General features: G+C 49.2%; 13 protein-coding genes and 2 pseudogenes. 14 read left to right on the top strand and 1 reads right to left on the bottom strand.

What is annotated here, in order from left to right:
- Positions 1–511: 511 nt before the first annotated feature.
- On the bottom strand, positions 512–853 hold the full coding sequence (locus tag JCM11969_RS05765) for an ArsR/SmtB family transcription factor (protein WP_054709304.1): 342 nt from the start codon (positions 851–853) through the stop codon (positions 512–514).
- Positions 854–954: 101 nt separating this feature from the next.
- Between JCM11969_RS05765 and JCM11969_RS05760 the strand changes: the two genes are divergently transcribed.
- From JCM11969_RS05760 to JCM11969_RS05695, 14 genes and pseudogenes are all read left to right on the top strand, one after another.
- Positions 955–2,652 carry a heavy metal translocating P-type ATPase gene (locus JCM11969_RS05760; protein ID WP_225353149.1) on the top strand — a complete coding sequence of 566 codons (1,698 nt, stop codon included), beginning with the start codon at positions 955–957 and terminating at the stop codon, positions 2,650–2,652.
- A gap of 904 nt (positions 2,653–3,556) precedes the next feature.
- Positions 3,557–4,120, top strand: a complete 564-nt coding sequence (locus tag JCM11969_RS05755; protein WP_054709302.1) for a TetR/AcrR family transcriptional regulator — start codon at positions 3,557–3,559, stop codon at positions 4,118–4,120.
- A gap of 301 nt (positions 4,121–4,421) precedes the next feature.
- Entirely contained in the window at positions 4,422–4,958 is a 537-nt protein-coding gene (locus tag JCM11969_RS05750) for a TetR/AcrR family transcriptional regulator (RefSeq protein WP_054709300.1), read from the top strand.
- 337 nt (positions 4,959–5,295) lie between these two features.
- Positions 5,296–5,826: a hypothetical protein gene (locus JCM11969_RS05745; protein ID WP_065900822.1), complete on the top strand. Its 531-nt coding sequence runs from the start codon at positions 5,296–5,298 to the stop codon at positions 5,824–5,826.
- A 75-nt stretch (positions 5,827–5,901) separates the two neighbouring features.
- Positions 5,902–6,621 (top strand): EAL domain-containing protein, encoded by a 720-nt coding sequence (locus tag JCM11969_RS05740; RefSeq protein ID WP_054709296.1) that lies wholly within the window; start codon positions 5,902–5,904, stop codon positions 6,619–6,621.
- 424 nt (positions 6,622–7,045) lie between these two features.
- Positions 7,046–9,367: a KxYKxGKxW signal peptide domain-containing protein gene (locus JCM11969_RS05735; protein WP_054709294.1), complete on the top strand. Its 2,322-nt coding sequence runs from the start codon at positions 7,046–7,048 to the stop codon at positions 9,365–9,367.
- Positions 9,303–10,820 (top strand): hypothetical protein, encoded by a 1,518-nt coding sequence (locus tag JCM11969_RS05730; protein WP_156319271.1) that lies wholly within the window; start codon positions 9,303–9,305, stop codon positions 10,818–10,820. Before JCM11969_RS05735 ends, JCM11969_RS05730 begins: the two co-directional genes overlap by 65 nt.
- Before the next feature lie 24 nt (positions 10,821–10,844).
- Complete coding sequence (locus tag JCM11969_RS18290; RefSeq protein ID WP_054709290.1) at positions 10,845–11,738, top strand: MucBP domain-containing protein; 894 nt, start codon at positions 10,845–10,847, stop codon at positions 11,736–11,738.
- On the top strand, positions 11,714–11,920 hold the full coding sequence (locus JCM11969_RS05720; RefSeq protein WP_054709288.1) for a hypothetical protein: 207 nt from the start codon (positions 11,714–11,716) through the stop codon (positions 11,918–11,920). The genes JCM11969_RS18290 and JCM11969_RS05720 overlap by 25 nt, the downstream gene beginning before the upstream one ends.
- 477 nt (positions 11,921–12,397) lie before the next feature.
- Complete coding sequence (locus JCM11969_RS05715; protein WP_054709286.1) at positions 12,398–14,467, top strand: KxYKxGKxW signal peptide domain-containing protein; 2,070 nt, start codon at positions 12,398–12,400, stop codon at positions 14,465–14,467.
- A gap of 14 nt (positions 14,468–14,481) precedes the next feature.
- Complete coding sequence (locus JCM11969_RS05710) at positions 14,482–16,497, top strand: beta strand repeat-containing protein (protein WP_054709283.1); 2,016 nt, start codon at positions 14,482–14,484, stop codon at positions 16,495–16,497.
- Positions 16,498–16,503: 6 nt separating this feature from the next.
- Positions 16,504–17,732: pseudogene (locus tag JCM11969_RS05705) on the top strand (MucBP domain-containing protein); the annotation flags it as partial.
- 30 nt (positions 17,733–17,762) lie between these two features.
- Positions 17,763–20,213, top strand: coding sequence for a MucBP domain-containing protein (locus tag JCM11969_RS05700; RefSeq protein ID WP_054709277.1), 2,451 nt, complete (start codon positions 17,763–17,765; stop codon positions 20,211–20,213).
- A 676-nt stretch (positions 20,214–20,889) separates the two neighbouring features.
- A pseudogene (locus JCM11969_RS05695) lies at positions 20,890–25,233 on the top strand (acyl-CoA dehydratase activase-related protein).
- Positions 25,234–25,241 lie beyond the last annotated feature (8 nt).

The raw sequence follows: 25,241 nt of genomic DNA, 5'->3' as shown, positions 1-25,241 counted from the left end.
GGACTCTGGCTAAAGTCCGGGCCTGACTTTTAGCCAGAGTCCCTTACACGTTAGCCCCGTGCTGAACACGTTTCCGCAATGTAACAAGGGAGCGCATAGCCAGCACCAATCAGTAGAATAGAACAACTGACTTTTGGCCAGAGTTGCTTACGCAGTAGCCCTCTGTCTTGCTGAACACGTTTCCGCAATATAACAGAAGAACCACGTGGCAATGCCCACCGAGTAAAATCAAACCACTGCTTGTGAACAAAGGTAGTAGTCGCACTAGTCCTGTATTTTGCTGAATTATAATAAGAGAACACATCCCGAGCACAACACGGCGTATCAAACCGCAGAATGCAACGAACGATCATCTAACATCGAAAACATACCTCAAAATATCCAACCCAAACAAAAAAATCAGCCACCACCCAAAAATAGGGCAATCCGCTGATAGTCTTCCGAATACAATTGCGGTAAACCATAACTAAGCGCTGCAAACAGCATAGAAATGTAAAAATATATCCTATTTTTACTTCTTCTGCTCCTCAACATGGTCCTTAACCGTCTGAACGATCGTCAAAATATGCTCATCCGCCAATCGATAGTGAATGTTCTTCCCCGAACGCGTGCCTTTAACCAGGTTCATCTGTTTAAGCAACCCCAGTTGGTGAGAAATGGTTGACTGACTCATCCCCAAAATGTCGGTTAATTCCGATACACTTAGCGTTGTTTGTGCCAGCGCGAGGATGATTCGCAGACGGGTGAGGTCGCCCAGCGATTTGAAAAGGCTGACCAGATCCTCCAGTTCAGCTGTTGGGACGAGGTGATCTTTTAAGTGCGTAACGAGTTCTAGGTGTTGTGAATCTTCCATAATAGTGCGTAAACCTCCGTGATGGGTTGAAATTTTGGTGAAAAGGCTTTATAATACATATTAACATATGCGCATACATAAATATGAATGAGGTGAGTTTGATGAAAAATAGTCTTGCAACGAGACAAAACAACCCAATAATTCGTAGTTTGTTTAAGGATAAACGACGAGTCACAATGATCATGGTCACGATTCTCTTAATGATCATTGCGGTCCTGTTACCAGCATCACCGCTTAAAATTGCTGCCTTCGTGCTGGCTTACTTAGTGATCGGCCATCCGGTGCTGTTCGATTCAGTGAAAAATATCGGCGCCGGTGAGCTGTTTGACGAAAACTTTTTGATGACGGTGGCTACCGTTGGGGCGCTGCTCTTACAGCAGTATCCTGAAGCCGTTGCCGTGATGCTGTTCTTTGAAATCGGTGAGCTGTTTGAAGACGCCGCCATAAGTCGATCGAAAAGTTCCATTTCATCGCTGCTTAAGGTGAAAGCAACCACCGCGACCGTCCGCCGGGGCGACACGACTGAAACGGTCAAACCCGAAACCGTGGTTCCAGGCGACATCATCGTGGTTCGGGCCGGCGAACGCGTGCCGCTGGATGGTGAATTACTGACCAGCAGCACCCTTGTTGATACGTCAGCGCTGACGGGTGAGTCAATGCCGCGGGAACTTCAACGCGGTGACACCATTTTAAGCGGGTCCATCAACCAGAGTACCACAGTTGATGTGCGGGTGACAAAACCATATGAAAACTCGACAATTGCGCGAATCCTGGACCTGGTTCAAAACGCCAGCAGCAAGAAAACGACCACGGAACGGTTTATCAAACGGTTTGCAAAGATCTACACGCCAGTCGTGGTCGGCCTGGCCGTCATGTTGGCTATTATACCACCGTTTGTGGGCATGGGGGATTGGTCGACTTGGATCAACCGTGCGTTGGTCTTTCTGGTGATCAGTTGTCCGTGTGCGTTGGTGATCTCTGTGCCGCTGAGTTTCTTCGGTGGCGTCAGTGCGGCGTCGCGAAACGGCATCTTGGTTAAAGGCAGTAACTTCCTGGAAGTCTTAAATCAGGTGTCGGTCGTCGCGTTTGATAAAACGGGCACGCTCACAAAGGGCCAGTTCGAAGTGAGCCAAGTGTTGCCAGTATCAGGGGTCAGCGAAGCAAAGTTGACCGGGTATACGGCCGCCGCGGAACAGCAGTCGACCCACCCAATCGCACAGTCTATCGTTAGTGCGTTTCCAGTAGATAAAACGACCTACCGGGTCACACAGTCGACTGAAACGGCTGGCCATGGCGTCGCAGCACTGATCAATGGGGTGCAGGTGGTGGTTGGAAATGCGAAAGCCCTTGACGCAAACGGCATCGCTGTTTCCGAGCTACAAACGGTTGAGACTGTAGTATATGTGGCCTTAGACGGCGTATACGCTGGGGCCATTACGGTAGCAGATCAACCGAAACCGGATGCACAGACTGCGATTGCGGACTTGAAAAAGCACGGCGTTAACGAGACATGGATGCTGACTGGCGACAGTGAACCAGTCGCAGACGCAATCGGAACCGAAATCGGTGTCACTAACGTTGCGGCAGGCTTGTTGCCGGAACAGAAGGTCGGCATTGTGGACCAGTTGACGACTGCGGCTCATGCTAAGAATGGTAAGGTGGCCTTTGTGGGTGACGGTATCAATGATACACCGGTGTTAGCACGGGCGGATGTCGGTATCGCCATGGGTGGCCTTGGTTCTGACGCGGCCATTGAAGCGGCTGACGTTGTCATCATGGATGATCAGCCTCAAAGGTGATTGTTTGGGAGAACATCATCTTTGCATTGAGCGTGAAGATTGCATTTTTGATTGCTGGTGCGATTGGCTTAGCTGGCATGTGGGAGCTGTGTTTGCGGACGTTGGGGTGACGCTGATTGCAATTTTAAATGCAATGCGGCTTCAGCGCTCTGCAAAGCATAGAAAATAAGATAGAATAAATGAAGGCTGGCATTATTGTCGTCAGCCTTTTTTGTGGTGTCATTGATTTGCGATTTGGTAAGCGAATACGCGCCTATTTGCCACTTTGATGCCTCCACAATTTTAAGTGGTAAAGAAACTTTAAAAAAAACGCATACAACGCTGTTAACGGCGGGCATTAACCGAATATTTTATGCGGTAATAAGGGGGAACAATGGTATAATTGAGGGACGAAATGAGACAGTGTGTTGCAGATTAAATTACTGCAGAGATGACAAGTATCGGTTCTGCAGGTTGAGAACGATTGGTATTGATTAATAAATGCCATAATAATTATATTTATACGGATGTGTTGGAACTGTTGTACAGATTATGCGACAGTTTAAAGATTATTATGTTTCGTAAACAAATTCATTATCATTATTTTGGGTGAAAGCCTACCATCTCAAGGTAAATTGGTGTATGTTATAACGTGATATTTTATGTCATGTTTGACGGAATGTTCGGAATTGACGTGTATCAAACGTCATAAACTGTCATAAGTGATTTGTTATTAACGATTTATCAACATAATGATTAAATATAGCCTGATTAACCATAGCGAGACTGAATCAAGAGTTTAACTTAGCGCTGCCTTCCCTGTTAACTGGAGAGTAAACACGTGATGGTAGCTGTTGCTGATGGTTTAAAAAGATTGTCGGTTTAAAGCTGGATAAGTATTGAATGTAATCGGAGGAACAAAGTGATGGGACTTGATCGGCGCGTTATTAAGAGTGAAGAGGCCATAAAGGAATCTTTTTTGCTCACCTTGGCAGAGAAACAAGATATCAACAAAGTGACGATTTCTCGGGTATCACAGAATGCCAATGTGAACCGAGCAACGTTTTACCGCCACTTTAAAAGCATAGCAGCACTGCGGGAACTCGTTTTTAAAGAGTACATTGATCATATTCGGATGGACCAAATTCCAGCGGTACCTGCTATGGATGATGAGACGGGTCGGCGAGCCTTTGCGGATGAGGTTGAAAAAATTGTGACCTATGTCGCTGACCACAAGCGGGCGTATGCTTATCTGGTGCGTTCCAATGATGGTCGAAGCTTAATTTATGACTATGCGCATGAGTGCATCGACATGCGCATGCAAATTGATAAGTTGCCAGGCGATGACATGCGTTATATTTCAGAGATGACCTATCGGATCCACGGCATCATTGGCATTTGGCAGGACTGGGCCAGCGGGATGCTAGATATTACGGAACAGGATCTCTTTAGGAAGCTGTGCCAGATGCCGGAGATTAAGTTTAAATAGGCTGTTTAAAATTAAAGACTAAAAAGCTAAGCAGTGATGAAGACCTGCTTAGCTTTTTAGTGGTCGATAACGGGACCAATAGTTTACCAGAATCATGCAAAAAGTATAAAGTGACTCATTTAATTGTTTGACAGGTAAAATAGTGTTCTCGGCAGCTTAAATTATGGTACTGTATAAGCAACTACGACCGTTATTGAAATTGTTATAATACCGATGTTTCTTAATGAAAACAACAGCAATAACTGCAAATCTGGGGAGAATTGCGGTTATTGCTAAACCACGTTCCCAGGGGGGAATTACAGTGACAAGTCAAAGGCAAAAAACGAAACAAACAATTGAAGTCGCTTTTTTAAGACTGCTTTGTGACGCACCCGTTGAAAAAATCACCGTTCGGGAGATTTCGGATGAGGCTCAGATCAGTCGCAATACCTTTTATAACTACTTCACGAGTGTGTACGAGCTCAAACAACTCGTGACAACGGATATTAATACGAACATTTCGTCGCGTATGGACCGTGAGACTGGCCTAACCAAGGCTGGTCTTGCCGAGTCACTGACGACGATGATCGATTATTTAACAGCCAACCAGGAACTTTTGCGCCTTTTTTTCCGGACTCCAGAAGGTAACGTGCAACTATTAGCCATTATTCAAAATGGGATTAAACTCTGGCGGTTGCGCGCTCACGTGCGGCAGAGTGACACTGAGGCGAATGTGTTGATCATTATGAGTGTGCATGGGATGGCCGGTATACTTTACCATTGGCTATATGGGCAACTTGATCTTGATCGCGCCCAGGTCTTGTCTGCATTGCTGAGTGCAGTACGTTATGAGCCATAATCAGGTTAATGCCAAACAACAATCACCGTTGAAAGTGTAGGATTGTTGCAAACGTTTAACCCATCATGGTATTGGGACTTTACTAATACCTGATCAAAAATAGCGGTGCCACACTTATTGATGATTATGTTGCAGAATATACACTTTATACCAGTTTTGTACCTTGATACATGCGCTCGGATTCGATAAGATGAAGTTGTAAAAGCGTATTCACACCTTGACGTATATGTGGTATGTACTGATAGCGTTAAAAAGGGGATTAGGGCGTCTTTTTAGCGGTATTATGACGGTTAGCATTTCTGTAGATGGCGATTTGATTGAAAGGAGCGATGATGTCATGACTGATGATAAAGATGAAACGAGATTAACGCTGGAATTGGCACTGCTGACACTTTTGGAAAGTCACACATTAGAAACGATTACGCCACAAGAAGTCGTCACTGTGGCTGAGGTGCCGATTGAAGCGTTTAATGCGCGTTTCTCAAGCGTTCGTCAGTTGAATGATGTCATTTTTACGACAATTAAACAGGCATTGATGCAGACAGCCCAGACTGAGTCGGAAGATGGACCAGTGAGCGTTAAGAAAACCATTTCATCGCTTCTTGCCTACAGCGATACGCATCGCGAACTACTGCGTTTAGTATGTAAAACTGCAGAAGGCAGGCAACTGATCACGGCACTTGCAGACAAGGCCACAAAATCACTCAAGGGCATTGCAAAACAATATCCAATCAGTACGGTGTCAATTGCCAAGCTATCGTATCTCGTGTATGCGGCAACCGGTGTGATGATCCAGTGGGTCAGTGGTAGTTTACAGTTGACTCGGCACCAGATGGGTCCGTATTTACATAACCTAGTGATGCTTTAATTGAATAACAACCACCTGTGTTAAGGGGCATTGGTGGTGAACACACAACACAATCTAACGAGGGGAGGGTTTTTGATGTATCGCTATTTTGTTCAGCCTCAGATCAACCAGCTGTCACACGCAGTAGTTGGGTTTGAAACGCTGATTCGCCAAGACCAAGACGGTCACTGGCGTCTACCAGAGAATTTTGAGTCAATTTCCATTGATACACAATTGGACCTTCTTCGAGATGCCATCAAGACATTAGGGGTCTCATGCACGATTGCCATCAATCTCAATCGCGCACAGTTTACGAATATTCACATTATCCGGTCACTGATCATGTTTCATCAAGAGTTTAGGGGCACCCAGCTGGTTGCTGAATTGACGGAACAGGTCTTACTGGCACCGCACGCGCGAAACGCAATCCTGCGGTCAGCCGAATTACTTGCGAGCGGCGGTGTTCAGCTGAGCTTGGATGACGTTGGCACTGGTGAAAACCAGCTTAACCAGATTCGGCCGTTGCTTGCATTTACCACGGAAATCAAATTTGCGATGCAAAACTTTCGGCAGGAGGGGCGGGCGGCACTCATTCCCGAAAAATTGCGAGAATGGAAAGGTGTTGCTGATCTCTATGCCCTGAGATTGGTCGTGGAAGGGATCGAAACACCTGAAGACGAGCAAATTCTGAATACCATTAACATCCCACTGCGGCAAGGGTATTTTTATCAAAAGCCACACCCGATTTTTGAGGAAACGGCCTTGAACTACCAAATTTCTTTCGATGACCGGCAGGATGGGTGTTCTTGTTACTAAAAATTAAAAATAGCTTTTAATAAGGAAGACAAACGATTTTGACTAAATCACCCAATCAGTAACGGGTGATTTTTTTGCCCTTTTTCGGTGCATAACACTCAACGAGATTTTATAAAAAAATTATTAAGATGGCATCAATTAGGTTAAATCTGTATTCTATGGTACAAATTCAATTTGAAAACGTTTTATAACCCACCCTTTAACAATTTAACCTCTTGAATAATACAATTGATGTTGCTATATTAAACCCTATAAGCAAGCTATTTTATATTATTTTTTGTTAACGTAATCATAAGTGTTAGAACGATTACCAATGGCTTATGCCTAGTGCGACCATTAAACAAAACGGTTATCTTGGGGAATTTAACCGACAAAAATATAAAACGGTCTGGTGAAAATGCAGGTTTTCTGGAGGAGCATTACTATGGAAAAGAATAATCAGCAACATCGTCAGTTACAACAAGGCCTCAGTGACCGGAAAATACACTACAAACTGTACAAGGCAGGCAAGACGTGGCTCATTGCGGGGATTGCAACGGTGACGTTTGGTGTGACCACAGCTGTGCACACAGCGCACCCAGTTTTAGCAGATGCCACAACCGCAAGTAGTGACAGTACGTCATCAACCAGTTCGACTGCATCAAGTGTAGCGCTGAAGACTGCCGCTTCATCGACCAGCAGCAGTGCAACCACCGCTGACAGTACCTCGTCCAGCAACGCGTCAAGTGACACAGCCACTACTGATACGGACGCTTCCAACACAGCGTCAACGAATGCGGACAGCACTTCGTCAACTACCGCTTCAGATAGTAGTTCGACGGCAGCCACTACGACTTCTGACAGTAATTCAACAACCAATAACTCGACCTCGGCTGATTCAACATCTTCAACTGGATCAACTGCCGACAGTGCTGCTACGAGCGCAACAAAAAAGGCAACGACAACAAAGGCGGCTGCTAAGACTGCCACAAGTGCCGCTGCATCAACCACTGACACAACCAGTACATCAACAAGTAGTGATGGCACTGGCACAACGGATGCGTCGATCACCGATGCTTCAGCAGACGATGCTGGTTTAACCACCGGAACGACCACAGATAATGCAACGGCAACAGCGAACACTGATGCAGCCACAACGGCCGACATCACGTCTGACCTGGCCGCCGATACAACGGTTCAAACAACAAATGACACCTTACCAACAACGACTGCTGCCACCACTGACACGCAGTTTAAAATGCAGGTAGCGGCCGCGTACACCACCGCTGATACGAGCAATGCCAATGGGTTGTCCGTCTCCATTAATGGTGGCGGTTCAGACGAAACTGGGACGGTTACCTACAACAGTGATACCGCCAGCAATGACAGCGCCGTTGATCTGACCGTCACGGGTTCCTTTACTGCTGGCGAAACATTAACCATCAACGTGGGTACAAATTCGCTTTCATACACCAGCATGAGCGATGTTGATGGGGCGAGTGAATCGGACACGACTGAAACGGTCGATGGCACAACGGAACCAGTTGTGACCATTTCGTTTGATAGCACCGTTGCAAGCACGAGTTTTGACGTGTACTTTGGTTTCAATAGTGATAATAACGGCGATGACACGAGCACGCTGGCAACGGGGGATGCAACCGATACGGTTCCCGTAACGCTCACAGTGACGAACGCTGACGGGGCAACTGTCGCAGCTGATTCTGATAATTTAACGGTGGAAAAATCTTATACCGCAAATGACGGCGACGCCACGAGTCTGTCCTACAACCTGTTTAATACCGGTGATTCCAAAGTGACCGCCGGAACAGTGAGCGATGGGACAGCCACGAGTGACATCACCTGGGCACTGGACCTGTCTGGCAACACGTATCCGGGCGACTACTCCACGATTCCAACGGGGTCGACCATCACGACCACGGATGCCGGATCAACCTTGGTGTTCACAGTGCCTGATACGGTACAGGTGGACACTGCCAGTCTCGCTAGCACCTTAACCGATGCTGGATTGACGGTTAGCACCACCGATAATACAATCACTGTCACTTATCCTGCCGGAATGACGATGGCTGACGTTGCCAACCTTGAAGGGGACTTAAACGTTTCCTTATCTGCTGTCACGGCCCCCACAACGGCAACGACTTATGCCGCCCCAAGCATTGCGATGAATTGGAACGTTGATGGCACGACGGTTGCTGTGACCGACAACAGTACCAATGATGATGGCGATGCCTTGGCCTACGTTGATTCAGCGGTTTCTTCAACGAGCAGCATTGGGTATGTTTCAACGGCTAACACTGATCTGACCACCTTTACGGATGCTGGAGACGCCGGCAGCGACCAATATCAATGGACTGTTGCGGACACGTCAAATTACGACTACGGTGGCACACTGGACGCAACCCTGACTCTTGCCAGCAGCAACAGCGACACGGCCGTGGGCGTCAAAACCGTTTCCGGTTTGACTGATTCGAACTTAGCTGATATGGGGTTGGACACGGACGTTTCCTTGACCTTTACAACGGCAGACGGCACAACGGATACCCAAACCTATACTTCTGGGACCGACACCTATACCACTGATCTGGGGAGTGCCACTGACCCTGTTGTGAGCGTTGAACTGACAGAAAATGCGGCGAATACCACGCTAGCGGCGTCAACGGCTAATATTACGCCGCTGACCGTTGCCATCACAACGTATGGGACAACTGGCGCCAACAACGCTGACTGCGACGAGCACAACGACTAACGTTGAGTCAGACGGCACTGCTGTTGCTGGCACACCCGTCACAACGTCACGCGACTACAGTGATAACGGCGTTGCAGTCGTGAACTCCTGGACCCCATCAGGTGACAGTATTTACACCCCAGGCGGGTCAACGGGATATGACCTGAACGTGAATGTCGTTTCAAATTCACTGGACGTGGACTATGCCGCGTACGCTAATTTATCGACCACGAGTGCCGGTGTCATGCTGTCTGATTCTGGGGCAGCTGCTCAAGCTTTCGAGGCCGCTAATCCGCTCACGGTTGTCGTCATTGCGCCCGAGAACACGACACTTGCCAGTGATGCTGACATTGTCGATGCCCTCATGAACGCTAACGCTGGCGGCAGTATCGCCACCAGTGCCGATAAAATCACGATCACGCATTTAGCCGATTATGACGGCCAAGAAGCCATCGCTATTTCAGGCCTGGATAACTATCTTGCTGACAGTCAAATTACGATTCCATTGACCGTTGACGCGGACGCAACGGCGGGCACCACAATTGCATCAAGCGACACCGTGTTCGTTGAGCCAAGCAGCGCGCTCATCAGTGTTGACGGCACGACCCTGACCAGTTTGGGCAGTGTTGAAGCCGATTACGCAGCCGGGAACCTGTACAACGTCACGGACACGCCTGACCAGATAATCGGAACCGTTGAAGCCAGTCAAACGGTTGCGGCGAGTGATGCCGTTCAGGGATCTGCTGACGCAGCGGCCCAGCTCACAACTGGGACAATCAACGCCGATGATGACACGGCCACTGGTAAAACAATGTTGTACAACGGCTCAGATGCTGACGTGACGGGCAGTTCGACCACGGTCAATTTGGCCAGTGATGGCACGCAGGTCATTTCGTTGACTGGCGCACCAACGATTACGTCCAGTGATGGCAGCACGATCACAACCGCAACCATTACGTATGACACGTCGACAGGGACCACAACAACGGATCCGACTCAGGCCGCAAGCTTTACGGTCACTAATTTACCTGTTTCAACAGGCGAGACCGTCACGATCTCCTACCCGATGACGGTGGATAGCACCGTTTTGGCAGGGACAACGACTGGGATTCAGTGGCCATACACGACGGCTGTGCAATTTTACAGCGATGGGACACTGGCAGCCGGCGACGCGACAGCACTTGGCACCGAGACAGATACGACGATGAATTTGCAGGCCGTTCACAACTTGACGGATATCTGGTATCTTGCAACCCAGGATTCGGATGGCAACTATGTGGCTGGCGAAGAGGTCGGCACGTATGCTGGGACAACGGGCACAACCTATAGCGCATCGAACGTGACGAATTTGGCCGTTGGTGATACGGCGTCAAATGGTGACGTGGTCGTGGGCTACTACGATGAGTCCGCTGGCACGATGGTCACTGACCCGACTGCACTGACCATGGTCGAAAACGAAACGGCTGACGGGTAAGTAGCAGGGACGACGTATTACGTTGTGACGGCACCGGCTACTGAAACGACTACAGTGTCATACACTGTGAACTATACTGGTGCTGGTGATGCAACCCCTGCGGCTACTGTTAATAACGTGACTTGGACAGGGACACTTGATCCCACGACCGACACCTATACGTGGACGGCGGATGCACCGGTAACCGTGACAACACCAACAATCACCGGTTATACCGCTGATTCGGCGACTGCCTTCAGCGATGTGCCAACGACATCGACAACGGCGCCGACTGCCCAAACGGCAACGGTGACCTACACGCCAGATCAAGAAACGGTGGCCGTTCACTACTACCTTGACGGGACGACCACGTCAGTTGCCCCAGACGCCACGCTGACTGGTGCGTACGGGACAGCGTACACGAGCACTGCTGCGACGGTTTCTGGGTACACGCTGACGACCACACCGGCAAACGCAACGGGCACCTATGGGACTGACAATTCAGCTGTTATTTACTACTACACGCTGAACAGTAGCACAAGTGGTGATACTGGAACCGGCACGGGTACTTCAACCGGTACAACGACTGGTAATACTGGTACTTCACTGGTACGACAACCGGTAGTGATACTGGGAGTACGACTGGTGATACTGGGACGACAAGTAGTAATGATACTGGAAGAACAACTGGTAATGGTACTGGAACAACTTCCAGCAGCTCGACTGGCGCTACCTCTGGTACGACCGGAGCAGCCACGACTACTGGCAACAATGGTACAAGTGGTGGCGATACCGTTTCGACAACGACTGCGGCCGCTTCTGGAACTACTGGTGCGAAGAGTACTGGAACGACTGGTTCAGCCAACGCTGGATCGGGGACTAATGGTGCTGCAACAGCCGGTTCGAATGCAACGGTGGACAGTAACAGCACTTCTCTGACTACTGGGACGACCACTAATACTGAACCAGGTCAATCAAGTGCAACCGAGGCCAAGACGACCAAGTTGCCACAAACGAACGAAAACGACTCGGCCAGTGAACTTGCGGAAGTTTCTGGGTTGGGACTATTTGCACTATTAGCCGGACTGTTTGGTTTCCGGTTGAAGCGGAAACACAACTAAGCGTTCATTAAGTCACTCATACGAATAAAAAAGCACGTTAAGAGATCAAAGAGACCTCTCAACGTGCTTTTTGGTTTGGATCAAATAGCGATAACAAATCGTAATTTATAAAATAATATGTTTGTTAACACACTTGTTTAAAAATGTAAAAATTTTAGCTTGGAAATGCAATCTACTAATAAGAAATAAGTGTTTTTTGAAATCTTAATATATTAAGTAACAAATAAGGCCTTATCTGTATACATGATGGTAAAACCACAGTGCACCTTGCTTGAACATGCGTATAGAGATTGATATATTTAACGGTATAAACAAGTTGTTTTGTCCTATTTTTCTTTTATACACCATAAGTAATGACTTGTCAGTTTATAGTTAATCACAAGCCATCCGACGATAGTGTCGTTTATCTTGGGGAACTTAAACGAGGAAATAGTAGCAAACATACTGGTGAACAGGCATCAATTGGAGGAACGTTCTATGAAGAAGACAATCGAGAAGAAGCGTCGTCGGCTGCAGCGGAGTTTAGGCGACCGCAAGGAGCACTACCGCCTTTACAAGGCAGGTAAAACGTGGTTGATCGCAGGAATCGCGACCGTGACGTTTGGGGTGACCGCAACGTTAAACTCAACGCAGCACGCGTTTGCGGATGATGAGATCAGTGAATCTGCAACACCGACTACGGGTGCCGCAACTGCTGGTGCAGCGAACACTGATGATGAGACCGATGCGAACAGCGTTGTTTTGACTGACAGCACGGCTGACGCAGCGTCGACAACTGCTGATTCAAATTCGGGTGCAGCAAGTGACACCACGAGTTCGGCTAACGATGCAACCGCTAATAGTACGAGTGACACGTCTGACACCAGCTCGGATACGACAGCCAGTGATACTGACACGGCGACGGATACGAGTGACGCAGATAGCACTACGACAACGACTGCTGATAGTACGTCGACGAGTGATGCAGACACCACTGCGGCCACGAGCACTGACAGCACATCGACATCTAACAACGACAGCTCAAGTGAAACCGCCAACAAGACCACTACTGCGACTGATGACAGCACTTCAGCTGCAACAACCACTGACGACACGTCATCAAATGGTGATAGTACGGTAACAGACACAACGAGCAGCAACAATGGCAGTGACACCACTAGTGCGTCTGACACAACGGGGTCAACAGCCACCGGTGATGCAACGTTGACGACTCCGGCAACTGACGTGAGTGGGACAACCGCTACGACACCTGATGATGCCACCGTGACCCCTGACTTGAGCACGGATGAAACGGCCAGCGTTGCCGATAACGTGAGCGGGGACACCACTGTTGCCGCCGCGGATGAGTCGATCTCTGTAACTGGCCTTGAAGCCACTACTACCCCGGTTGTGATCACCCGGGTCCTAGCGGCTAGTGCTACGCCCGCTGCAACCAGTATTGATGCGGTCAGCACTTCAATCAATGGTGGGGCCGCGAATGAATCCGGAACAGTGATTTACAACACCACGACTGCCACGGCAACCGGGACGACGGTTGTGAACGTGAGCGGCGCCTTTAACAGTGGCGACGTATTGACGGTCACAATGGGGTCAAATGGGTTCACCATTAACAGTGTGGCCTCGGTGAGTGGTGCGACAACTACCACGGGTAGCACTACGGTGAACAACGTGTCTGAACCGCAAGTGACTGTTACCTTTAACAGTGACGTTTCGGCGGCTAGTTTTAATATTTACTATTCCTTTAATAACACCGCAAATAATACACTTGCGACTGGCGACGCTGAGGATGCCGTTCCAGTTACGGTGGCCTTGAATGGCTCGACCGTGGCCACTAATACAGTGGTTGTGGATAAGACATACTCAGCAAACAATGGAACAGCTAACCTTGGCTATAACCTGTTTAATGCTGGTAGCTCGACAACCATTACTGGCGGGCTGATTCAAAACGGGACAGTTGTTCAAGATATTACCTGGACGGTCGATCTGTCTGGTAACCGCTATCCTGGTGATTACTCAACCATTCCGACCAATTCCAATATTACGACATTGAGCAGTCCGTCGACTTTAACCTTCAACTTGCCATCCACGGTCGAAGTGACCGCGGCGTCACTTGATAGTTCGCTGACCGCTAAGGGGATGACAGTGACTCAAACTGGCAATACCATTACGGTCACCTATCCGGAAGGTATGACGATTGCGAGTCTGTCGAGCTTAGCAGGGAATTTAAAAGTGTCGATTTCCGCCGTTACAACGCCCACTACGACCACGACTTATACTGGGACGAATTTGGCAATGACTTGGAACGTCGATGGATCGACGGTGACAGTGACGGATTCTAACCCGTCATCACGGGCAACGTTATTGCAGTATACCAATCAGACGGTTTCAGCCATCGATACGCTTAGTTTTAATTCAAACTCGAACTCTGATCTGAGCACGTTTGACGACAGTGCGAATGGGAGTACGCAGCTAAATTGGACAGTGTTAGATTCCTCTAACTACGCGTATGGCGGCACATTAAACGCTACGCGTATGGCGGCACATTAAACGCCGATCTGAACGTGACGAGCAGTAACGCGGATGCGCCAGTAGGCATTAAGTCCGTTTCTGGACTGTCTGACGCCAATCTAGCTAAAATGGGCCTTTCAAACGATATCTCGTTTATCTTTACTACGGCGAGCGGGGCAACGCAAACAGTTGCGTATGTTTCTGGAACCGGGACTTATGCCACTTCTATTGGAACCGATACCGATCCCGTCACGAGTGTTCAGATTCAAGAAAATACTGCAATGACGACGCCAGTAACCACGACGCAGTACACACCACAATTAACGGTGGGGCTCACTTCCTATAATACGAGTGGTGTCACAACTGTTACGGCGGCGTCAACCGCAACAAACACGCTCACGGACGGCAGTCAGGTGACGACAAAGACCGTTCCGACAACCCGTGGGTACGGGACTGATGCCCTATCAATCGTGAATTCCAACACACCAGCGGGAACTAATTATTATAACCTCGGTGATACGGCAACGTTGTCTGCCACCGTTATTGCCAACAGCGTCAACAGCGCGCTATATTCGACTGGCGTTGGGTTGATGGTGAGCGATTCCGGTGCAACTGCTGAAGCGTACGAAAAGGCAAATCCAATTACAGTTGTCGTTATTGCTCCAGAATATACATCCTTTGCGTCAGATGACACGATTACGGCATCCTTAGTTGGCAATTCAAATGGGAGCGGTATTGCTTCAAGCGCGGATGCTGTGACTATTACGCATTTAGATAATTTGGGTGACCAACAAGTAATCAGTATTTCAGGGTTGGATAATTATCTGAAGAATTCGTCGATTTCAATCCCGGTCGTAGTCAATGCTGATGCCCCAGCTGGCGCGGCAATTGCCTCAAGTAACACCATCTTTGTGCAACCGAGTGCCACATTATCAGGGACGGCATCAAATGGCACCAAGTTCGACCAGTTGACGACGCTCGGCAGCGTCACCGCTGATCTGAACGCGGGGAACCTGTACAACGTCACGAACACTTCTGATCAAATCTTGGGGACAGTCATCGCCAGTGCAACTTTTAACACCAACGATTCCATTCAGGGTTCTGCTGATTCAGCCGCTCAGGTCTCGACTGGGACGATCAACGTTTCAACAGACAGTGCCACTGGGAAAACGATTCTGTATAACGGGACCACCACAGCGTTGACGGACAGCAACACAACCGTCAGCCTGATTGACCCAACGACAAATACCCAGTCGATCTTATTGACTGGGCCAGTCACCGTCACGACCAGTACTGGCGCCACGGTGACCGGCGCGACCGTCACGTACTACAAGGATGGGGCTGTGGTTACGGATCCAACGACTGCGGACAGTTTCTCAGTTTCCAACATCCCATTAGCATCCAAAGCAACGACCACAGTTTCGTATAACCTGACGATCAACTCAGACCAATTAACAGGTATCACAACTGGGAAGTCATGGCAATATACGACGGCTGTTCAGTCCTACAGTAGTGGGACACTGGCTGCTGGGAATGCCGTTGCACTGGGTACGACAACGGATAAAACGATGACCTTGCAGGCGGTTCATACATTGACTGATACTTGGTATTCAGCCACGGAAGACGCCGATGGCAACTACGTTCAGGGGACTGAACTTGGCAGCTATACCAATGTGACTGGGACGGTTTACAGCGGCACTAAAGTCGCTGACATTACCGGTGCGACTGTCGGTCAGGCAATGCCAGATGATGCCAACAGCGTGCTGCTCGGAATCTACGATGTGTCGTCGGGAACCTTGATCACCGACCCAACAGCTATTACCATGGTTGAAAATCTGGGGTCGGATGATACCAGCGTGGTTGGTTCAACCTACTACGTTGTTACTGGCCCGCGGTACAGCACACAAACGACTGATGTGACATACACAGTCAACTATTCCGGCGCGGGTGATGCAACACCGGCTGCCCAGAGTGAACAGGTCACTTGGACTGGCACAACGGATGCGACGACTGGCACGACCACTTGGTTGCTGATAGCGACATTAACGCTATTGCGACGCCTGACGTGACCGGGTATACAGCAAGCGTGGCTAGCGTTTACGGCGACGACTTCGACCACTGCGCCGACTGATCAGACAACGACCGTAACGTACACGGCTGACACTGAAACATTTAACGTATACTACTACGTTGATGGGACCACTCAATCATTGGCCGCTTCCCAAACGGTGAGTGGTGATTATGGGTCACCATATACCACTTCGGCTGAACCGGTCACTGGCTACTCGCTGGTTGCAACACCGGCCAATGCGACTGGGACGTTGAGCACGAACAATGCTGACGTGATCTACTACTACACGGCCAATGATGAAACAGCGACGATTCATTATTATCTGGCGGGGACGACGGATTCGATTGAACCCGATAGTGCCGCAACAGGTAAATATGGCGAATCGTACGAGACTTCAGCGCCAACGTTTGATGGGTACACAGTTGCGACGACACCAAGCAACGCAACCGGTATCTTTACGACGGACACGCCAGCCATCATTTACACGTACACGGCAAATACTGAAACGGTTACTGTGCACTATGTTGATGCGGATGGCGTATCACTTTCGGACGATACCACGTCGACCGGCGCATACAATACACCATATACCACAACTCCTGCGACGGTTACGGGCTACCACGTCTCAACCACGCCAACCAATGCCGCTGGAACGTACCAAGTTGATAACGCTGATGTGACCTATGTTTACAGTCCGGACACTGAAACAGTTACTGTGCACTATGTTGATAGTAACAACACGACCATTAGTCCTGATCAGACGGTTTCCGGGAACTACGGCAGTCCCTATGAAACAAATCCAGCAACGGTTGAAGGGTACACGTTGACCACGACACCAAGCAACGCCACGGGCACGCTGGACGTGACAAACGCTGCTGTGACGTATGTCTACACAGCGGATACCGAAACGGTTACGGTTTCCTACGTTGATCAAAACAACCAGACCATTCACCCAAGTACCACTCAGAGCGGGGCGTATAAGAGTGACTACGAAACGGCGCCGCTCCCGATCGATGGCTATACGCTGACGACGACACCTGCGAACGCCACAGGCACTTATGACGTGACCAATCCTGAAGTGGTTTACGTTTACACAGCGAATACTGAAACGGTGACGATTTCATATGTTGACCAAAACAACCAGTCCATTCAGGCAAGTACCACTCAGAGCGGGGCTTACAACAGTGCCTACACCACGGCGCCGGCCACGATTGAGGCTATACGCTCACCACGACGCCAACGAACGCCACTGGGACTTATGGGTTGACCGATACCGAAGTGGTTTATGTTTACAGTGCTGATCCAGAAACTGTCATTGTTCGGTATGAAGACACAACGGGCAAGACCATTTGGCCATCAACGACCTTAGACGGAAATTATAATGAATCATATTCGGCTGAAGCGGCTACTGTTTCCGGCTATACGTTGAACAGTTATACCGAAAAGACAAGTGGTAGCTTTTGTGTAACGAACCCCGACGTGGTTTACGTTTACACGGCAGACCCAGAGACGTTGACTGTTCGGTATGAAGATAGTAACGGTCAGTCCATTATTGATCCGACAACCGTTGAAGGGGTCTATAACGGGAGCTACACAACTGAACCTAAGACAATTGAAGGGTACACGTTGGCAAGTTCAACGGACAACACAACTGGGACTTACACTGTGGATACACCGGATGTGGTATACACTTACACCGCAGATCCTGAAACGGTCACCGTGGTTTATCAAAATACGGATGGGCAATCAATTGCTAATTCTGAAGTCCTGACGGGTGACTATGCCACTTCGTACGAGTCACAAGCGAAGACCATTGCCGGCTACACGTTGACGTCGACGCCAACCAATGCGACCGGAACATACGGCGTATCGAACGCGGATGTCGTTTACACCTATACCGCCGATTCAGAAACCGTGACGGTCCGGTATGAGGATACGACTGGTAAGACAATTTCTGACCCAACAACCTTAACGGGTGCTTACGGGACGGATTATGCGGCAACACCAGCGACCATCGCTGGGTACACACTGAATAGCTACACTGAGAAGACAAGCGGCACTTTTGATGTCACGAACCCTGATGTGGTCTATGTGTACACCGCCGATCCTGAAACGGTAACTGTTCGCTATGAAGATACGAACGGCAATTCCATTTCAAACGCAACCACCCTAACTGGTAATTATGGGACGGGCTATGCCGCCACACCTAAGACGCTTACCGGTTATACCCTCAACAGTATGACTGAGAAAACCAGTGGGACATATACTGTCACGAATCCAGATGTGGTCTATGTGTACACCGCTGATCCGGAGACGGTAACTGTTCGCTATGAAGATACGAACGGCAATACCATTTCTGATTCAACGACGCTATCTGGCAATTATGGCACGGACTATGCGGCAACTGCCAAAACGCTTACTGGTTATACGCTTAACAGCATGACTGAGAAGACCAGTGGGACATACGACGTCACGAATCCTGATGTTGTCTACGTCTACACGGCGGATCCAGAAACGGTGACGGTCCACTACGTCGATGCTGATGGCAACACGATCAGTACGGATACCACGAAGAACGGGAGCTTTGGCGGCAGCTATACCACTGCACCGAAGACCATTACGGGGTACACACTGTCAACGACACCAACCAACGCTGACGGGACCTATACTGTGACAACGCCGGATGTTACCTACGTTTATACCGCTAATACTGAAACGGTCACTGTTCACTATGTCGATGCGAACGGCGAAACCTTAAGCGCTGATACCACTGAACAAGGCGCTTACGGGACGGCTTACACGACGCAACCGGCAACGGTTACCGGCTACACGTTGACAGCAACGCCAACGAACGCTGACGGGACCTACAGTGAAGGGACACCTGACGTGACGTATGTTTATGCGCCCGATACCGAAAGTGTCACCGTTCACTACTACATTGCGGGCACGACAACACCCGTTTCACCTGATACGACGCTGAGTGGTGCATATGGCACGGCTTACACCAGCAGTGCAGCCACAGTCAGCGGTTACACGTTGACAAGCACGCCGACAAACGCTGACGGCACTTACTACGGTGTCACGAATGCGGATATCGTTTACTACTACACCCAAAATGCGCCAACTACGGGTGGCAGTACTGGAACTGATAGTGGCTCAACTGGTTCAGGGTCCGATGCTACGGGAACAGGTTCTGGTTCGACCGGCACTGACACTGGGAACACAGGGAGTGGTTCGACTAATTCTGGGTCGGACGCAACCTCTGGCAAAGGCGGCTCAGGTAGTGGGTCAGACGTGACGACAACCACGGCTGGTAACACTGGCACAACTGGTAAGAAGCAAACGGGTCACGTTTCGGCAGTTTCTAAGACGGATAACCAGTCCGGTAATGGCACGAGTGGCACCGCCGGACAGGCTGGCACGACTGGTCAAGCAGGTCAGGCGACTGACCTCACAACCAGTACAAATGCGGCTAGTGCTGATGGCAACGGGTCTAACACTACGACTGATACCAATGGCGACACCAACGTTTCTGGTAATACTGACACGACTGCAGGGTTAAACGCTGACGGGCAAACGACAAATAATCAGTTACCACAGACGAATGAAACTAATCAATCATCTGAAGCAGCTGAAGTTGCAGGGTTGGGTATTCTGGCCACCCTTGCTGGATTGTTTGGCTTTAAGCGGAAACGCAAGCATGATGAGGATTAAGCAGAAATAGGTATTAAAAAAGGCGCTCTACTTAACCGGGTAGAACGCTTTTTTTCGTTTCTTCTGATGAGCAACTATTTTGATCAAAGTACTTTCGATGCCGGAAATGAAGTCATTGTGGTCATATTACCTCTGAAAGAACTAAAAAGTATAACATTTTGAGCGGGAGGAAAAATCACCAAACCACGATTAGCAATTACACTAAAGTGACAACCCACTACACTATCATCTTCCTATAAATCTCAAAAAATGAGCGACCCGCGCAAAAATAATTTCTGCGCGAGTCGTTTTTTTAATCACTTGACAAAAACAATGAAAATCCACCCAATAATTACCGGATTTACCCTAAATTCAGCACTATTTCACCAGAAATATTCACTACAACGATAATTCCAACTCATTTCAGTTATGAAATATAACGTCTGTTGTTATATCATCAGAATACCATTCTGATATAAAGGGAATGTTTTCATATGCTATATCAAAGCCAAACCATCCCTGTTACACTACAAAGTGAGTGCTCACTACACTAGCTAAAGATAACAACGTAATGGCTGGTTGTGATGTTGCTGCGCGGGGGAGAAATCGCGTTGCATGATTTGGAATGAACCGTAGCATTGCAGGGCACAGCTTGAGATGTAACCAAATGAGATATTTGACTTAAGAGGTGAATCGAATGACAGCACAACATTACTATGGTGGGATCGACGTGGGATCGACCACTGTTAAATTAGTCATCATGGATGACCAGCACAAAACCCATTTTGCCCGGTACGAACGTCACTATTCTGACGTGAAGGCCGCTACTGAAAAGATTATGAAGGAAGCAATTGCTGAGATTGATTCTCAGACACCGATTTCGTTTACGATTACCGGGTCTGGTGGGATCGGTCTGGCAAACTTACTTGAACTGAAATTCGTGCAGGAAGTGATTGCCTGCACAAAGACTGTCGAAACCCTGATTCCGGAAACCAATGTCGCCATCGAGCTTGGTGGTGAAGACGCCAAGATCACGTTCTTTGGCGCTTCGTTGGAACAACGGATGAACGGGAGCTGTGCCGGTGGGACCGGGGCCTTTATCGACCAGATGGCAACGTTGCTGAAGACGGATGCCAACGGGTTAAACGAATTGGCCAAAAACTCGGAAACGATTTACCCGATTGCCAGCCGCTGTGGCGTGTTCGCTAAGACCGACGTCCAACCCTTGATCAACGATGGTGCCCGTAAGGAAGACATCGCCGCCAGCATTTTCCAAGCCGTGGTTAACCAAACCATCTCCGGCTTAGCTGCTGGGCATAAGATCAAGGGTAACGTGGCGTTCTTAGGTGGGCCACTGTACTTTATGGATCAACTGCGTGTGCGGTTCATCGATACGTTGAAATTAAAACCTGAACAGGTCATCTTCCCAGAAGACCCCCAACTCTTCGTTGCGAAGGGCGCTTGTCTCTACGCTGTGGACCAACCACAAACGAACTTGGATGAGCTGATCGACAAATTGGAAAACGGTGACGACTCCGGGATGCACCCGAGTTCTTCACTGGAACCACTATTCAATGATGACAACGAGCTGCAGGAATTTCGTAAGCGTCACGCTGAAGCTAAGGTTGAGACCCGCGACCTCGAGTCATACCGCGGTACAGCCTTTCTCGGTATTGATGCCGGATCAACGACCACTAAGGTGGCGCTGATCTCTGATGACAACAAACTCCTTTACACCTACTACGACAGCAACGACGGTGATCCGCTGGAAAAAACGAAGCAGATCCTGCGTGACATGGACAGTAAAATGCCCGAGGGAATCACGATTGGGAAAACGGCCGTCACTGGTTACGGCGAGCATTTGATCAAGAACGCCCTCCAAGTCGATGTCGGTGAAGTGGAAACGGTGGCCCATTACCGCGCTGCCCACTACTTTGATCCAGAAGTGGACTTTATTCTCGATATTGGTGGTCAGGACATGAAAGCCATGACCATTAAAAACGACGCGCTCTCAACCATTAAACTGAACGAGGCTTGTTCATCAGGTTGCGGGTCATTCCTCGAAACCTTCGCAACATCCTTGAAGTACAACATTCGTGATTTCGCCCAGGCGGCCTTGCTAGCAAGAACCCCTCTGATTTGGGCTCACGGTGTACCGTCTTCATGAACTCGAAGGTCAAGCAGGTTCAAAAGGAAGGCGCCACGATCGGTGATATCGCTGCTGGTCTGTCGGTTTCCATCATCAAGAATGCCCTGTTTAAGGTCATTAAAATGCGCCGCGTGGAAGACATGGGCCACCATATCGTTTGTCAGGGTGGGACCTTCTACAACGAAGCCGTTTTGCGGGCCTTCGAAAAAATTGCTGGCACCCAGGTCGTTCGACCAAACATTGCTGGTCTGATGGGCGCGTACGGGGCTGCTTTAATTGCCGAAGAAAACTACAGCACAGGCGACGAGACCACGTTGCTGAAGCCTGAAGAAATGGACAACCTGTCCTTTAAGAAGGAATACATGCACTGTGGCGGCTGTGAAAACAACTGTCCGCTGACCATTACCATTTTTAATGACGGCCGGAAATTCGTGACTGGGAACCGGTGTGAACGTGGGGAAGCCCGCGGTTTGGGTTACCGGATGCCTAAGGATAACGGTAAGGTCAACCTGGTCGCTGAAAAGTACAAGCTATTATTCAGCTACCGGCCACTGCGGACCAAGCTCGCCACTCGTGGTAAACTCGGTATTCCACGTGTTCTAAATATGTATGAAAACTACCCGTTGTGGCAGACGTTCTTCCGGAAGTTAAAGATTCGGGCCGAATTGTCGCACAAGGGGACCCAAGAACAGTACGAAAAAGGGATGGAGACCATTCCGAGTGATACGGTCTGCTACCCCGCAAAACAAGTGCACGGCCACATCCAAGCCCTGATCGACCGCGGCTACAAGCAGATCTTCTACCCAGCCGTTGTGTACGAAATGGAAGAAAACAAGGATTCAGCCAACCACTTTAACTGCCCGATCGTGCAATCATATCCAAACGTTATCCGCAACAACGTCGATGAGATCACCAGCGGCAAGGTCAACCTGATCTCGCCATACCTGAACCTTGCCGACAAGAAGTCCACGACTGAAAACCTTTACGAATCGTTTAAGGACTGGGGCATCAGCAAGGCTGAAATTGCCGACGCTCTGGACGCAGGTTACAAGGAACTCGAACACTTTAAGCAACAAATTCGTGACCGCGGTGAAGATACGCTGGCCATGTTACGCGACACTGGCGAACACGGCATCGTGCTTGCTGGCCGGCCCTATCACTTGGATCCTCAAGTGAACCACGGAATCTCACAACTGATGACAGCTGAAGGCTTCCACGTCCTGACTGAAGACTCTGTTGCCCATTTGGGTGACGTCAAGGGGCTGCGTGTCGTGAACCAGTGGATGTATCACTCACGGTTGTTTGCGGCCGCTCGGGTGGTTGCCAAGATGCCGCAATTGGAATTCGTTCAACTGAACTCCTTTGGTTGCGGGATCGACGCCATTGATTCTGACCAAGTTGAAGAAATTTTGAGTCAACACAACCGACTCTACACCTCATTGAAGATCGATGAAGGGACTAACATGGGTGCCGTTCGCATTCGGCTTCGGTCATTGAAGGCCGCCGTTAAGGAACGTCAGACCAGAAAGATCCTGCCAGTGAAGCTGCATGAGGATGACAAGCCAGTTGAGTTTACCCCAGAAATGCAAAAAGAGGCTATACCCTGTTGCTGCCAATGATGTCACCAGTTCACCAACACGGGCTGGTCGACGTTGCCTTGAAGGCCTCCGGTTATAACGTGGTCAACCTGCCGATGCACGATACCAAGTCCGTTGATGTTGGTCAAAAGTTTGTCAACAACGACGCCTGCTATCCAGCCATCATTTCCATTGGTCAAATGATCGAAGCCTTGCAATCAGGCAAGTATGATCTAAACAAGACCGCTGTTATGATGACCCAAACTGGTGGCGGTTGTCGGGCAACGAACTACATTCCGCTGATCAGAAAAGCCTTGAAGGACGCTGGGTTCCAAAAAGTCCCTGTCGTTTCGCTGTCATTGGGGAACCAAGGGGTCGAATCGACCTCCGGCTTCAAGTTCACGCTGCCACTGTTGCGGCGGGTTGCCATTGCCTTCCTGTACGGTGATTTATTCGAACAGGTCACCTATCACACGCGGCCTTACGAAACGGAACCGGGCATGATCGATAAGATGCACGAAGACTGGCTTAAGCTGGTTCAACCATCCATCGAAAAGGGGAGTTTCAAGGAATTCAAGAAGAACGTCAACCAGATTGTAAAGGACTTTGATACGGTACCGCAACGCGACGTTGTGAAGCCAAAGGTCGGCCTGGTTGGTGAAATTCTGGTGAAGTACTCCCCAATCGCTAATAACGACGTGGTTCACCTCTTGGAAAATGAGGGTGCCGAAGCTGTTGTTCCTGACATTGTCGGCTTTATGAACTACTCACTGTACAACCAAATTTACAAGTATCAGCATTTGGGCTCATCCATTAAGGCCAAGTGGTTTGCGAAATTTGCGCTGGACGTCATCAAGTGGCTGAACAGCCAATGCAAAAAGCCTTGAAGGCATCCAAGCGGTTCCACGGCATTGAAGCTATTGAAAAAGTGGCCAACGATGCGAGCCAGATCCTGTCACTGGGAAACCAAACAGGTGAAGGCTGGTTCCTGACCGGTGAAATGATCGAACTGTTGAAGAGTGGTGTGCCAAACATCATTTGTATGCAACCATTTGGCTGCCTGCCAAACCACATCGTTGGTAAGGGGATGCTCAAAGAGTTGCGGCGCCAGTTCCCAGGCTCAAACATCACCGCCATTGACTACGATCCCGGTACTTCAGTTGTGAACCAGCTGAACCGGATTCGGTTGATGATGGCGACCGCCAACAAGAACCTTGCTGAGGAACAGGCCAAGAAGGCCGCTGCTCAGCAGGATTCTCAAACCCACGCAACGCCAACCGCAAAGGGTCAGGCTGCTGCAGTTGTCCAATCCTAAACGAACAC

The sequence above is a fragment of the Secundilactobacillus paracollinoides DSM 15502 = JCM 11969 genome (genome assembly GCF_001311135.1).
GTDB lineage: Bacteria > Bacillota > Bacilli > Lactobacillales > Lactobacillaceae > Secundilactobacillus > Secundilactobacillus paracollinoides.
The sequence above is the reverse complement of the archived record's forward strand: the minus strand, read 5'-3'. Positions and strand labels throughout refer to the sequence as shown.

Excerpts from the sequence above, each read along its gene's own strand:
- JCM11969_RS05765 (WP_054709304.1), bottom strand. The coding sequence starts at position 853 with ATGGAAGATTCACAACACCTAGAACTCGTTACGCACTTAAAAGATCAC.
- JCM11969_RS05760 (WP_225353149.1), top strand. The coding sequence starts at position 955 with ATGAAAAATAGTCTTGCAACGAGACAAAACAACCCAATAATTCGTAGT.
- JCM11969_RS05755 (WP_054709302.1), top strand. The coding sequence starts at position 3,557 with ATGGGACTTGATCGGCGCGTTATTAAGAGTGAAGAGGCCATAAAGGAA.
- JCM11969_RS05745 (WP_065900822.1), top strand. The coding sequence starts at position 5,296 with ATGACTGATGATAAAGATGAAACGAGATTAACGCTGGAATTGGCACTG.
- JCM11969_RS05740 (WP_054709296.1), top strand. The coding sequence starts at position 5,902 with ATGTATCGCTATTTTGTTCAGCCTCAGATCAACCAGCTGTCACACGCA.
- JCM11969_RS05735 (WP_054709294.1), top strand. The coding sequence starts at position 7,046 with ATGGAAAAGAATAATCAGCAACATCGTCAGTTACAACAAGGCCTCAGT.
- JCM11969_RS05715 (WP_054709286.1), top strand. The coding sequence starts at position 12,398 with ATGAAGAAGACAATCGAGAAGAAGCGTCGTCGGCTGCAGCGGAGTTTA.